At 63.6% G+C, this 13,941-nt stretch carries 9 protein-coding genes; 6 read left to right on the top strand and 3 right to left on the bottom strand.

The window, feature by feature from the left end; genetic code table 11:
* Positions 1-112: 112 nt before the first annotated feature.
* The 3 genes from leuB to leuC are packed head-to-tail and all read right to left on the bottom strand — an operon-like array spanning position 113 to position 3,301.
* The gene (gene leuB, locus ACE039_RS03500) at positions 113-1,189 is read right to left on the bottom strand and encodes a 3-isopropylmalate dehydrogenase (protein WP_448710458.1); all 1,077 of its coding nucleotides are present in this window, start codon (positions 1,187-1,189) and stop codon (positions 113-115) included.
* 31 nt (positions 1,190-1,220) lie between these two features.
* A complete protein-coding gene (gene leuD, locus ACE039_RS03495; protein WP_105560418.1) occupies positions 1,221-1,871 on the bottom strand; it encodes a 3-isopropylmalate dehydratase small subunit in 651 nt (216 codons plus the stop codon).
* Positions 1,872-1,897: 26 nt separating this feature from the next.
* Positions 1,898-3,301, bottom strand: a complete 1,404-nt coding sequence (leuC, locus tag ACE039_RS03490) for a 3-isopropylmalate dehydratase large subunit (protein WP_105560417.1) — start codon at positions 3,299-3,301, stop codon at positions 1,898-1,900.
* Between the two features lie 518 nt (positions 3,302-3,819).
* Between leuC and ACE039_RS03485 the strand changes: the two genes are divergently transcribed.
* The 6 genes from ACE039_RS03485 to ACE039_RS03460 form a co-directional block, all read left to right on the top strand.
* Positions 3,820-5,325, top strand: coding sequence for a TolC family outer membrane protein (locus ACE039_RS03485; protein WP_448710454.1), 1,506 nt, complete (start codon positions 3,820-3,822; stop codon positions 5,323-5,325).
* Between the two features lie 24 nt (positions 5,326-5,349).
* Complete coding sequence (locus ACE039_RS03480; protein WP_105560415.1) at positions 5,350-5,562, top strand: hypothetical protein; 213 nt, start codon at positions 5,350-5,352, stop codon at positions 5,560-5,562.
* Entirely contained in the window at positions 5,546-7,711 is a 2,166-nt protein-coding gene (locus tag ACE039_RS03475; RefSeq protein WP_448710452.1) for a type I secretion system permease/ATPase, read from the top strand. The genes ACE039_RS03480 and ACE039_RS03475 overlap by 17 nt, the downstream gene beginning before the upstream one ends.
* 7 nt (positions 7,712-7,718) lie before the next feature.
* Entirely contained in the window at positions 7,719-9,140 is a 1,422-nt protein-coding gene (locus tag ACE039_RS03470; protein ID WP_448710450.1) for an HlyD family type I secretion periplasmic adaptor subunit, read from the top strand.
* A gap of 19 nt (positions 9,141-9,159) precedes the next feature.
* Entirely contained in the window at positions 9,160-9,816 is a 657-nt protein-coding gene (locus tag ACE039_RS03465) for a response regulator transcription factor (RefSeq protein WP_105560413.1), read from the top strand.
* A gap of 84 nt (positions 9,817-9,900) precedes the next feature.
* Positions 9,901-13,941 (top strand): retention module-containing protein (locus ACE039_RS03460; protein ID WP_485821695.1); only part of this gene is annotated, 4,041 nt, incomplete at its 3' end.

Genomic DNA, 13,941 nt, shown 5'->3' with positions numbered 1-13,941 from the left:
GCCAAACCGCTTTCGCGGCGCCGTCGCAACACGGGCGAAAAAAGGGCCGCTACGAAGCGGCCCCTTTGAAAAATCGGGGCTGCGCCGCAAGGGCGCGCCCCTTGCCCAGCGCTCAGGCCAAGGCTTTGAGCACGGCGTCGCCCATGCCCGCCGTGGTGACCTTCGTTGTGCCCGCTTCGAAGATGTCGGCGGTGCGCAGGCCCTCAGCCAGCACGCGGCGCACGGCAGCTTCGATGCGGTCGGCCTGCGGCGCCAGATTCAGCGAATAACGCAGCAGCATGGCGGCGGACAAGATCGTCGCCAGCGGGTTGGCGATGCCCTGCCCCGCGATATCGGGCGCCGAACCGTGGCTGGGTTCGTACAGGCCTTGGCCGCCCGCATTCAGGGATGCCGAGGGCAGCATGCCGATCGAGCCCGTCAGCATGGCGGCTTCGTCCGACAGGATGTCGCCAAACAGGTTGCCCGTGACGATGACGTCGAATTGGCGCGGGTTGCGCACCAACTGCATCGCGGCATTGTCCACATACATGTGGGACAGCTCGACGTCGGGGTATTCGCGCGCCACTTCAATGACGATGTCGCGCCAGAACTGCGACGTTTCCAGCACGTTGGCCTTGTCCACGCTGCACAGCTTCTTGTTGCGCTTGCGGGCCGATTCGAAGCCGATGCGCGCAATGCGGCGCACTTCGGATTCGGCATAGCGCATCGTGTCGTAGCCTTCGCGTTCGCCCGCGAAAGCGCCGTCGGGCGACGAACGCACGCCACGCGGGGTGCCGAAGTAGATGTCGCCGGTCAGTTCGCGAATGATCAGGATATCCAGGCCGGACACGATCTCCGGCTTCAGCGACGAGGCGCTGGCCAGTTCGGGATACAGAATGGCGGGGCGCAGATTGGCGAACAGGCCCAACGCCTTGCGCAAGCCCAGGATGGCCTGTTCCGGACGGAATTCGCGCGGCAGGCTGTCGTACTTCCAATCACCGACGGCACCGAACAGCACGGCGTGGGATTCCTTGGCCAGATTCAGCGTGGCCGGCGGCAGCGGATGTTCGAACTGGTCGAACGCGGCGCCGCCCACGGGGGCCTGCTTGATGTCGAAGGGAACGTCCAGCGCCTTCAAGACGCGCACGGCTTGTTCGACGATTTCCGGGCCAATGCCGTCACCCGGCAAGACTGCAATGTTGTGGGTCATTTAAGAAACGATCCTATGGTCAGAATGGGGTTCAGGCGATGGGACGGCTTTCCAGCCACGGATGGCGGGTCAGGCGCTCGGCCTCGAAGGCGCGGATCTTGTCGGCATGGCGCAAGGTCAGGCCGATGTCGTCAAAGCCGTTCAGCAGGCAGTACTTGCGGAAGGGCTCGATGTCGAAGCCCATCGCGCGGCCGTCCGGGGCGATCACGACCTGGCGATCCAGGTCGATGTTCAGCTTGTAATCCGGAAAAGCCTTGACCTCGTCGAACAGGCGCGCCACTTCCAATTCCGACAGCACGATCGGCAGCAAGCCATTCTTGAAGCTGTTGTTGAAGAAGATGTCGGCGTATGACGGCGCGATGATGGCGCGGAACCCGAACTGGGTCAGCGCCCACGGTGCGTGCTCGCGACTGGAGCCGCAACCAAAGTTCTTGCGCGCCAACAGCACCGAAGCGCCCTGGTAACGCGGCTGATTCAGCACGAAATCCGGGTTCAGCGGACGCTTGCTGTTGTCCATGCCCGGTTCGCCGTGATCCAGATAGCGCAGTTCGTCGAACAGGTTCGGGCCAAAACCCGTGCGCTGGATGGATTTGAGGAATTGTTTGGGAATGATGAGGTCCGTGTCGACGTTTTCGCGATCGAGCGGAGCCACCAGGCCTTCGTGAGTGGTAAATGCTTGCATGATGTCGGTACTCGGGTCTGATTCGCTTAGCGGAACGTGCGGACGTCGACGAAATGGCCGGCCACGGCAGCGGCGGCTGCCATGGCGGGGCTGACCAGGTGCGTGCGGCCGCCCTGGCCTTGACGGCCTTCGAAATTGCGGTTCGACGTGGAGGCGCAACGCTCGCCCGGTTCCAGGCGGTCGGCGTTCATGGCCAGGCACATCGAACACCCCGGCTCGCGCCATTCAAAGCCGGCTTCGATGAAGATCTTGTCCAGGCCTTCGCGTTCGGCTTGCTGTTTGACCAGGCCGGAACCCGGCACCACCATCGCCTGGCGCACGTTGGACGCCACCCGCTTGCCACGGGCCACGACGGCGGCCGCGCGCAAGTCTTCGATGCGCGAGTTGGTGCACGAACCGATGAAAACGCGGTCCACGCGGATATCGGTCAGCGGCGTGTTGGGCTTCAGGCCCATGTATTCCAGCGCGCGTTCCATGCCGCTGCGGCGCACGTCGTCTTTTTCACGGTCGGGGTCCGGCACGCGGGAATCCACCGGCAGCACCATTTCGGGCGACGTGCCCCAGGTGACTTGCGGCTTGATGTCGCGCGCATTGACTTCGACCACGGTGTCGAACTTGGCGCCTTCGTCCGTGTGCAGGGTGCGCCAGTACTTGACCGCCTGATCCCACACCACGCCCATCGGCGCAAAGGGACGGCCGCGGAAGTATTCGACGGTCTTGTCGTCCACCGCCACCATGCCTGAACGGGCGCCCGCTTCGATAGCCATATTGCAAACCGTCATGCGGCCTTCCACGGACAGCGCCCGAATGGTGCTGCCGGCGAATTCAATGGCGTGGCCGGTGCCGCCCGCCGTGCCGATGATGCCGATAATGTGCAGGACGACGTCCTTGGCGGTACAGCCGAAGGGCAATTCGCCTTCCACCTTGATCAGCATGCTCTTGGCTTTTTTCATCAAGAGCGTCTGCGTTGCCAGCACGTGCTCGACCTCGGACGTGCCGATGCCGAAGGCCAGGGCACCCAGCGCGCCGTGCGTGCTGGTGTGCGAGTCGCCACAGACGACGGTCATGCCGGGCAGGGTCGCGCCCTGTTCGGGTCCGATCACGTGCACGATGCCCTGGCGCAGGTCGTTCATGCGGAATTCGGTAATGCCGTACTTGTCGCAGTTGGTGTCCAGCGTATCCACCTGCAGACGCGACACCGGGTCGTCAATGCCCTGGGCGCGGTTCAGCGTAGGTACGTTGTGGTCCGCGACAGCCAGGTTGGCGCCGGTGCGCCAGGGCTTGCGCCCGGCAATCGCCAGGCCCTCGAACGCCTGCGGGCTGGTGACTTCGTGCAGCAGGTGGCGGTCGATATACAGCAGACAGGTGCCGTCTGATTCCTGGTGGACGATGTGGGCGTCCCAGAGTTTGTCGTAAAGGGTTTGGGCCATGGATGCGCTCTGCAAGTAGACAATCCGGCTTGAGCCTCGCGCGGTTGAAAAGCAAATCGCTCCCGCGCCGGCCACTGCGGCATGGAGGAATTATGCACAGGGTCTGAACCTAGTACAACCACACCACACATACTAGTACAACAACTACCATGCTGGTGTGGGATGTCACCCGGGGCCGCGGTTACAACGGCACGCCGTTACACAGTGTGGAAAATTAATCACACAGAAAGATTTAGTTAAAGAAAACAGATACAGAATTATCAAAACGATATAATCCTGTTTCACTATGCTCGCCTTGTAATAGAAATAATACGAAATAAAACGTATTAATCAAATATATACCGAGCATATATTGTGAAGTTCGTGCAAATACGATGCTTTTAGGTGATGCTGCGCGAAGAAACCATATGGCCGCGCCGTTGTATGCCGCAAGACTTAACAAATCTTGACTAGAAAAATATGACATTTACATACAACATGGCGGCCATCCAATCCACCCTGACTCGCGAATAATCACTATGGCTTCGTTTTTGCTTAAACGCACGACTTCGATACTTGCCTTGGCCTTTGTTCCCGCTGCATTCGCGCAGACGACGGCGCCCGCCGCTGCCCCTGCCGCAGGTCAATCCGCAGTGACGTTGAACCAGATCGTTGAGCAGACCCTGCTTAGCAATCCCGAGATCCAGGCCAAATACCATGACTTCCAGGCATCGCTGGAAGGCCAGGCCGTGGCCCGCGGCGCATTTTTTCCGCAGATCAATGCACAGGGCTACCTCGGCCGCGAATACCGCAGCAACGTGCCCGCAGTGGGCTCGCAAAGCTGGAGCCGACCGGGTTACAACGTCGAGCTGCGCCAATTGATTTTTGACGGTTTCCGCACCAGCAACGACGTCAAGCAAGCAGGTTTCGACAAGCTGGCCCGCTTCTATGACGTGCTGGCCACCAGCGATTCCACCGCCTTTGCCGCCGTGCAGGCCTATATCGATCTGCAGCGTTATCGCGACATGGAATTGCTGGCCCGCCAGAATTATTCCCTGCACGAAGAAACGCTGAAGCAAATCGGCGAACGCACTGAATCAGGCGTCGGCCGTCGCGTCGACATGGAACAGGCCGGAGGCCGTCTGTCGTTGGCCCAGACCAACCTGATGACGGAAACCGCCAACCTGCTGGATGTGCAGCAGCGCTTCCAGCGCGTCACCGGCGCGTTCCCGCCCGAATCCATGCAGCCCCCACCCGACGTTGCCAGCAAGCTGCCGACCAAGCCGGGCGATTTCAATGAATCGCTGCGCCGCAATCCCAGCTTCCTGTCCAAGCAAGCGGGCCTGCAAGCCGCCGAGGCGGGCGTGTCGTCGTCGAAGGGCGCGTTCTCTCCGAAGTTCGAGTTCGTGGCTTCCACCGGCCGCGACCAGAACGACCCCACCCCGCAAACCCGCGACATCCAAAGCTCCAGCGTTCAGGTTGTCATGAGCTACAACCTGTACCGCGGCGGCGCCGATTCCGCCCGCGTGCGCCAGACTGCGGCGCAGTCCTATGCGGCGCGCGACATCCGCGACTACACCTGCCGCAATGTGCAGCAGGACCTGGCCGTGGCCTGGAACAACATCACCAGCCTGAGCCAAAAACTGCCGTTCCTGCGCGACCACGAAGTCGCCACCACCAAGGTGCGTGACGCCTATCGCCAACAGTTCCAGATTGGCCAGCGTTCGCTGCTGGACTTGCTGGATACCGAGAACGAATTGTTTGAATCGCGTCGCGCACTGACCAACGGCCTGTATGACCTCAAGCTGGCCCAATACCGCTGGCTGTCGCTGTCGCACGCGCTGTTGCCCGCGCTGTCGCTGCAACCCGCGCGCAACGAGATGCCCGAAGAGAACGGCAAGCTGGCAGTGACCGACGAAGTGATCAAGCTGTGCAACTCGACGGTTCCCGATTCGGCCCGCCTGGCTCCCGTGCGCGTGCAATACAACGAAGGCACGCTGCCGCCCACCTTCGTGCCGTTGAATCCGCCCACCGCCAAGCCCTGAGCGTAAGGGCTGCAAGGAAACCACATGTCCAACCAGGGCAACGACTTTTCGCAGTTGGACGCCGACTTTGTCCGTGTCCTGGAAGACTTGATCGACGCACTGATCGCCAATGGCACCTTGCGCATGACGGACCTGCCGGTGCAGGCCCAGCAAAAGCTCACCCAGCGCAAGCAGCAACGCGCGCGCCTCTCGGAACACCTGGATCTATTGGATGACGACGATGGACAAGTTATCTGAAATGGACTCCCGGGAGTGGCGCGCCGACGCGCGCGCCGCGCACGACGATCCGCTGCTGAACTGCCTGGTTGAGATCACGCGCCTGCATGGCGTGACGGCGACGGCCCAGGCCCTGTCCTCCGGCCTGCCGCTGGAAGAACACCGGCTCACCCCCGCCCTGCTGCCCCGCGCGGCCGCGCGCGCACAGCTTTCCGCGCGGGTGGTCAAGCGCACGCTCGACGACATTTCCCAAGACCTGCTGCCCGCGATCCTGCTGCTCAAGGGCGAACGCGCTTGCCTGCTGTTGAAGAAGAACGACAGCACGTATGTCGTCAGTCACCCCGAATTGGGTGGCACCTCGATAGAAATGGACGCGGCCGAGCTGGCCGCCCAGTACACCGGGCTGGTGTGCTTCGTGCGTCCGCAATTCCGCTTCGATGCGCGCGCGCCGGAAGTCGCCAAGGTGCGCGAACGCCATTGGTTCTGGGCCGCCATCATGGAAAACCGGCGCCTGTACCGCGACGCGCTGATTGCCGCCCTGCTGATCAATGTCTTCGCCATGGCGATGCCGTTGTTCACCATGAACGTCTATGACCGCGTGGTACCCAACAACGCCGTCGAAACCCTTTGGGTGCTGGCGATCGGCATCACGCTGGTCGTGGGTTTCAACATGGTCCTGAGCACCGCGCGCGCGCACGTGGTGGACAGCGCCAGCAAGCGCGTCGACGTGCGCCTGTCCGCGCAGATCATGGAGCGTGTGCTGGACCTGCGCCTGGAAGGCCGCCCGGTCTCGGTCGGGTCCTTCGCCGCGAACCTGCGTTCGTTCGAGTCCATCCGTGATTTCATTGCGTCGGCCACCATCACCACCCTGGTCGACCTGCCCTTTATCCTGCTGTTCCTGGCCGCGCTGGCCTGGATCTCGCCATGGATGATCCTGCCCCCGCTGGTCGCCATCGTGCTGATCCTGCTGGTGTCGCTGGCCGCGCAAGCCCGCATGGAATCACTGACGATGGCGTCGTTCCAGGCTTCATCGCAGCGCAACGCCACGCTGGTAGAGGCACTGACCGGCCTGGAAGCCGTGAAGACCCTCAATGCGCAGGGCACCATCCAGCGCAACTGGGAACGCGCCACCGAGTACATCGCGCAAACAGGCGGCAAGCTCAAGCTGATTTCATCTTCCACGGTCGGCTTCGTGCAGGCGACCCAACAGATGGTGTCGGTCGCCGTGGTGATCATCGGTGTGTACCAGGCGCAGGAATCCGCCATTTCCATGGGCGGCATTATCGCCGCGTCCATGATCGCGGGCCGCTGCCTTGCCCCCCTGGGGCAGGTAGCCGGCCTGCTGATGCAATACCAGAACGCGCGGACCTCGCTGGGCTCCATCGACAACTATATGAAGCTGCCGATCGAGCGGCCGGCCGAAGCCGAATTCCTGCATCGCCCGGTCTTTCACGGCGGCATCGAATTCCGCGACGTGACCTTCGCTTACCCCGGCAGCACCCAGCCAGTGCTGAAGAAGGTGTCGTTCAAGCTGAAGCCCGGTGAAAAGGTCGGCATCATCGGCCGCATCGGCTCGGGCAAGACCACGCTGGAAAAATTGGCGTTGGCTCTGTATCAACCCACCGAAGGCGCGGTCCTGCTGGACGGCGTCGACGTGCGCCAGATCGATCCGGCGGACGTGCGCCGGGCCATTGGCCACGTGCCCCAGGACCCCCTGCTGTTCTACGGCAGCCTGAAGCACAACCTTGCCATGGGCGCGCCCTACGCCGACGACGCGAGCATCCTGGCGGCAGCCAATCTGGCGGGCGTCACCGATTTCGCCAACCTGCATCCGAATGGGTTCGACATGGTGATCGGCGAACGCGGCGAATCCCTGTCCGGCGGCCAGCGCCAATCAGTGGCGGTGGCCCGCGCGCTGATCAACGATCCGCCGATCCTGCTGCTGGACGAACCCAGCAGCAACATGGACCACCAGAGCGAAGCCCAACTGCGCAAGCGGCTGGGTGAAGCCAGCGCGACCAAGACCATCCTGCTGGTTACCCACCGCACGGCGCTGTTGGAGTTGGTCGACCGGCTGATCGTGATCGATAGCGGTCACATCGTTGCCGATGGCCCCAAGGAGCAGGTTGTCGAGGCCCTGCGTCAAGGACGCGTTGGACGCGGAAGCTGAGGATGCCATGTTGAACAATCCAGGCGAAACCAGGCACGGCCTGTTCGGGGGCTTGTGGCGCAAACTGCGCAACGTCTTCGTCTTCTTCTTCGACCGGCTGCTGGACGGCGCCGAAAAGGGCAAGCCGCGCCAACGCTCGGACTACGTCGGCAACGCCGAATGGGTCATCCACGAATCCCAGGCCCGCGGGTCTCGCGTCCTGCTGTGGGTGAGCCTGCTGGCCACCGGCGGATTGCTCATCTGGGCCGGCACGGGCAGCATCGACGAGGTCGTCCGGGGTGAGGGCAAGGTCGTGCCTTCGCGCCAGGTCCAGATCATTCAGAGCCTGGACGGCGGCATCGTCGAGGAAATCCTGGTCCGCCCGGGCCAGGAGGTCAAGACCGGCGAGGTCCTGCTGAAGATTGACTCCACCCGGTTCGCGTCCTCGCTGGGCGAAAACAACGCCGAATACCTTTCGCTGCTGGCCAGGTCCGCCCGACTGCAGGCGCTGGCCACCGGCGAACCTTTCGTGGCGCCGGAAGAGGTGCTGACGCAGGCGCCCGGGCTGGTGGAAATGGAGCGCAACGCCTACCTGGCGCGCAACACCGAATTGAACGCCACGATCAACGTCGCCCGCGAACAACTCAAGCAGCGCCAGGAAGACCTGCGCGAAACGATCGCCAAGCGCGACCAGGCGTCGGCCAGTTGCGGCCTGACTTCCCGTGAACTGCAAGTCACGCGGCCGCTGCTCAAGAGCGGAGCGGTGTCTGAAGTGGACCTGCTGCGCCTGCAACGCGACGTGGCGCGCTACTGCGGCGAGCAGAAAGGGGCCGAAGCGCAGATCGACCGATTCCAGGCGTCGATCAAAGAAGCGCAAAGCAAGCTTGAAGAATCAGAGCTGAACATCCGTAACCAGGCCCGCAGCGAACTGTCGGAAACCAACACCAAACTGTCGACGCTGCGTCAGGGCAAGCTGGCGTTGGCCGACCGCGTGAAGCTGGCCGAAGTCCGCGCTCCGCTGGCTGGCACCGTCAAGACGCTATTCAACAACACCGTCGGCGGCGTAGTGCAACCGGGCAAGGACATTATCGAGATCGTGCCCAAGGACGACACGCTGCTGCTTGAAGTCCGCATCCAGCCGCGCGATATCGGTTTCCTGCACGCCGACCAAAAGGCGGAAGTGAAATTCACCGCCTATGACTTCGCCATTTATGGCGGGCTGGAAGGCAAGGTCGAACAGATCGGCGCGGACACCGTGACCGACGAGAAAGGCAATTCCTACTATGTGGTGCGCGTCCGCACGGATCGCAGCACGGTGGGCGACAAGCTATTGCCCATCATCCCCGGGATGGTGGCGGAGGTTCATATCCTGACGGGTAAGCGTACTGTGCTGCAGTACCTGCTTAAACCGATTTTGCGTGCCAAGGCGAATGCCTTTACCGAACGTTAAAGGAGAGCTGGAAGGCTTTATGAAACCTGTTCCCGTCTTGTTGATTACGCACGACGATCTGCTGTGGCAACACTGGCGCGCGCTGGACCCCACGCGCTGGCTGGCGGCCCGCGGGCGTGGCCTGGCCGACTTGCAGCGTTGGCGCGAGCAAGGTCGCTCGTTGGCCGTGCTGGATACCGACGTGCCTCGCCTGCCCTCCTGGCAGGATCCCGTGTGGCCGCCGGCCCTGACCGGCATGCATCTTGTCGTCGCCAGCCCAAGCCCCAACGACGAGCAAGGCACACAAGCGCTGGGCGCGGGTGCGCACGGCTATTGCCATACCCATGCGCCGGCCGCGGCACTGGCGCAGGCGCTGGAAGTGGTGGCGTCCGGCGGCATCTGGATGGGCCGTTCGCTGGTGGCGCGCTTGCTCAAGCTGGTCACGGAACGCGCCCAGGATTCGCATTCCTGGGACGCCGGCCTGCTGACTGAACGGGAAATTACCGTCGCGCGGTACGCCGCCAGCGGCCAACCCAACGCCGCGATCGCCGAGGCCCTGGGCATCACCGAACGCACCGTCAAGGCGCACCTTTCAGCCGTTTTCGATAAATTGAAGGTGTCCGACCGCCTGCAATTGGCCCTGCTTGTCCACGGCATTTCCGCGCCTGCCGACACGCGGAGCAAAATTACGTCTTGATACTGTCCTTGAGGACAATATCCCGCCCCAGCGGCGACCTCTAGTATCTGGCCATCTTGGATAACTCCCTGAATCGGAACCAACATGGCCAACACCTCCCCCGCAGTCGTCAATGAAATCTCCGGTCGCGCGTGGATACGCAACAGCGACGGTTCCCTGACCGAACTGCATCAAGGCAGCAAAGTCCCAGCCGGCAGCGACATCGTCACTGCTTCGGGCGCCACGGTTTCCCTTCAGGTTGAAAACGGCATGCCGATTGTCATCGGTGAAGGCCGCGAAGTCGCCGTCAATGGCGACATGGGCGGCCCGTTGGCCGATCCCAGCGAAGCCGCCGTGGCCCCGCCCACCGGCACCGATTCCGACCGCCTGCTGGCCGCGCTGCAAGCCGGCCGCGACCCGTTCGACGAGTTGGACCCTACCGCCGCCATCGTGGCCGGCAGCGGTGATGCCGGCGGCAGCAGCTTTGTCCGCCTGGCCCGTATCCTTGAAACGACGACGCCTCTGGATCTGGCCTACCCGAATCCGGCCCGCGCCAACGACACCCTGCCCCGTGTATCCGGCGCCGGCCTGGGCGACGACGACGACGATGCGGCCACGCCCGCCACCGTCAACAACGCGCCCAACGCCTTGAACGACGAAGGCCGCGGCGACCAGAACAGCGCGGTCCGCGGCAACCTGCTCAACAACGATTCCGATCCCGACGGCGATCCGCTGGCGATCACTTCGGTCAGCGGCCGCCCCATGACCCCGGGCGGCGTCACCGTCGTCGGCAGCAATGGCGGCACGTTCACCGTCCAGCCGGACGGCAGCTACGTCTTCACGCCGGGCGGGCAGTATGACAACCTGGCCCAGGGCGAGACGACCACCAGCACGATCTCGTACACCATCACGGACCCGAGCGGCGCCACCTCCACGGCGACCGTTGTCGTCACGATCACCGGCACCAACGACGGTCCGGTCTCGACCGCCATTTCGGACACCTCCGGCATCGACGCTCAAGCGGAAGTGCGCTACGACGTTTCCAGCCATTTCTCGGATACGGACACCAGCGACAAGCTGACCTACACCGCGACTGGCCTTCCGCCTGGGCTGAGCATCGACCCGGTCACCGGCATCATCAGCGGCACCATCGACCATTCCGCATCGCAAGGCGGAAAAGACGCTGTCTACACCGTGACCGTCACCGCCACGGACCCCGCCGGCGCCGAGACCTCCCAATCGTTCGACTGGGACGTGACCAATCCCGCGCCCACGGCCATTGACGATGCTGGCACGACCGGCGAAGACGCGACGCTGACCGTCACTGCCCAGAATGGGGTGCTGGCCAACGACAAGGATCCGGATGGCGATACGCTGACCGTGTCGCAGGTCAACGGCGCCACCGCCAACGTAGGCGCCGCCGTGGCCGGTTCTCATGGCGGCACGTTCACCCTGAACGCCGACGGATCCTACACGTTCAACCCGGGCTCCACGTTCAACACGCTGGGCGCGGGCCAGACGGCCACCAGCTCCATCACCTACACCGTCACGGACGGCGAAGGCGGCACCAGCACGGCCACCCTGACCGTCACGGTCACCGGCACCAACGACACCCCGATCCTGACCCCGGACGTCACCCTGGAAAACCAGAACGGCGCCGACGGGCAGGCCATCACCCCGGTTGATGTCTCCGGCCAGTTCTCCGACACCGACAATGGCGACTCCCTCACGTACACGGCCGACGGTCTGCCCCCGGGCCTGACCATCGACCCGGTGACCGGCATCATTTCCGGCACCTTGGACCATTCGGCATCGCAAGGCGGAAACGACGGCGTGTACACCGTCACCGTCACCGCTACGGACAAGAGCGGCGCGTCTGTCACGCAGGATTTCACCTGGGACGTCACCAACCCGGCCCCCACGGCCATTGACGATGCGGGCACGACGGACGAAGACGCAGTCCTGAATGTCACGGATCCCAGTGCCGGCGTGCTGGCCAACGACAGTGACCCGGACGGCGACACGCTGGTTGTGTCCGCCGTCAACGGCGTTGCCGGCGACGTGGGCAAACCGGTCTCCGGCGTAGGCGGCGGCACGTTCACCCTGAATGCCGACGGCACCTATTCGTTCAATCCGGGTAATGGCTTCCAGCACCTGCCCGCCGGTCAAACGGCCACCAGCTCCATCACCTACACCGTCTCGGACGGCGAAGGTGGCACCAGCATCGCCACGTTGACGGTCGAGATAACGGGCACGAATGATGCTCCCACCGCGGTCGCGCTGCAGAACCAGAGCGACATGGATGGCGATACCGTCACCTACAACGTCTCCAGCGCATTCAACGACCTGGACGACGGCGATGCCCTGACCTACACCGTCGACCACGTTCCCGGCGGGCTGGTGTTCGATTCCGCCACCGGCACGTTCTCCGGCACGTTCGCCAACTGGGCGTCGGATCACACCAATACGGGCGTGAAGGGCGAATACCTCATCACGGTGACGGCCACCGACAAGTCCGGCGCGACGGTCACCCAGACCTTCGTCTGGAACGTGGGCAACCCGGCGCCGGTTGCGGCCGATGACAGCGGCACCACGACGGAAGACAACACGCTGGTGGTCGACCATCGCACCGAAGGCGTGCTTGGCAACGACGCCGACCCGGACAACGACGCGCTGAGCGTCTCGAAGGTCGCCGGTGCCGAAGCCAACGTGGGCGCAGCCGTGACCGGCTCCAATGGGGGCACGTTCACGCTGAACGCCGACGGCACCTACACGTTCAACCCGGGCACGGCGTTCCAGGGCTTGGCCGCGGGCCAGACGGCGACCACCTCGGTCACCTACACGGTGACCGATGCGCAAGGCGCGACGGATACCGCCACGCTGACCATCACGGTCACCGGCACCAACGACACCCCGATCCTGACCCCGGGCGTCACGCTCGGCGATCTGACCAACGACGATAGCGACACCATCACCCCGGTCGATATCGCCAAGCAATTCCAGGACGCCGACAAGGGCGACGCGCTGACCTATAGCGCCACTGGCCTCCCGCCTGGCCTGACCCTTGACCCGGTCACCGGCCTTATCACGGGCAAGATCGACTCGTCGGCCTCGCAAGGCGGCAACGAGGGGGTCTACACCATCGTCGTCACGGCGACGGACGCCGCTGGCGCCAAGGTCACCCAGACATTCGAATGGGACGTCAATAACCCCGCTCCGGTCGCCACGTCCGACACCGGCACGACCGATGAGGAATCCTCCTTCAACGTCGACGCCCAGAACGGCGTGCTGGCCAACGACCGTGATCCCGACGGCGACACCATCAAGGTCTCGAAGGTCAATGACAACGACGCCAGCGTGGGCCAGCCGGTCGCCGGTTCCCATGGCGGTACGTTTACCCTGAATGCCGACGGCTCGTACTCGTTCAATCCGGGTCCGGACTTCCAGTTCCTGAACGACGGCCAAACCGCCACGACTTCGATCACCTACACCGTCACGGACGCGGATGGTGCCACCGCGACCGCCACACTGACCGTGACGGTCACCGGTCAAACCGACGCGCCGCCGGTTGTCACGCCTGAAGATGGCGACGGCAACGTCACCGACGCGCACAACAGCGTCGTTGAAGCCTCTGGCGAGACCGTCACCGGCAAGGTCACCGTGTCCGCTGAAGCCGGCATCGCAGGCGTCACGGTCGGTGGCCATGATGTCACCAACGCCTCCACGACTCCGGTCGTCATCACCACCGATAAGGGTGTGCTGACCATCACGGGTTACAACGCCGCGACGGGTGTCATCACCTACTCCTATCAGGAGACCGGTGGTGCTGACGATCACACCGCGGGCGATGACGCGGTCAAGGACAACTTCACCGTCACCGTCACCGACGTGGCCGGTATTGCTACCAGCAACGACCTGGTTATCCAGATCATTGACACGGCGCCGCTCGCCAATGCCGACTCGGCAAGCGTCAGCGAAGATGCGGCTATGCCTGTCACGGGCAACCTGCTCACCAACGATACGTTGGGCGCGGACACCAGCACGGTCGCCATCACCACGGGCGATGCCAAGTACGGCACGCTGGTCGACAACGGCGACGGCACCTGGTCCTATCAGTTGAACAACAGCCTGCCGGCCGTTCAAGCC

The organism is Achromobacter maghribensis (genome assembly GCF_057334215.1).
This window is presented reverse-complemented; position numbering and strand designations above follow the sequence as displayed.

Excerpts from the sequence above, each read along its gene's own strand:
- leuB (WP_448710458.1), bottom strand. The coding sequence starts at position 1,189 with ATGACCCACAACATTGCAGTCTTGCCGGGTGACGGCATTGGCCCGGAA.
- leuD (WP_105560418.1), bottom strand. The coding sequence starts at position 1,871 with ATGCAAGCATTTACCACTCACGAAGGCCTGGTGGCTCCGCTCGATCGC.
- leuC (WP_105560417.1), bottom strand. The coding sequence starts at position 3,301 with ATGGCCCAAACCCTTTACGACAAACTCTGGGACGCCCACATCGTCCAC.
- ACE039_RS03485 (WP_448710454.1), top strand. The coding sequence starts at position 3,820 with ATGGCTTCGTTTTTGCTTAAACGCACGACTTCGATACTTGCCTTGGCC.
- ACE039_RS03480 (WP_105560415.1), top strand. The coding sequence starts at position 5,350 with ATGTCCAACCAGGGCAACGACTTTTCGCAGTTGGACGCCGACTTTGTC.
- ACE039_RS03475 (WP_448710452.1), top strand. The coding sequence starts at position 5,546 with ATGGACAAGTTATCTGAAATGGACTCCCGGGAGTGGCGCGCCGACGCG.
- ACE039_RS03470 (WP_448710450.1), top strand. The coding sequence starts at position 7,719 with ATGTTGAACAATCCAGGCGAAACCAGGCACGGCCTGTTCGGGGGCTTG.
- ACE039_RS03465 (WP_105560413.1), top strand. The coding sequence starts at position 9,160 with ATGAAACCTGTTCCCGTCTTGTTGATTACGCACGACGATCTGCTGTGG.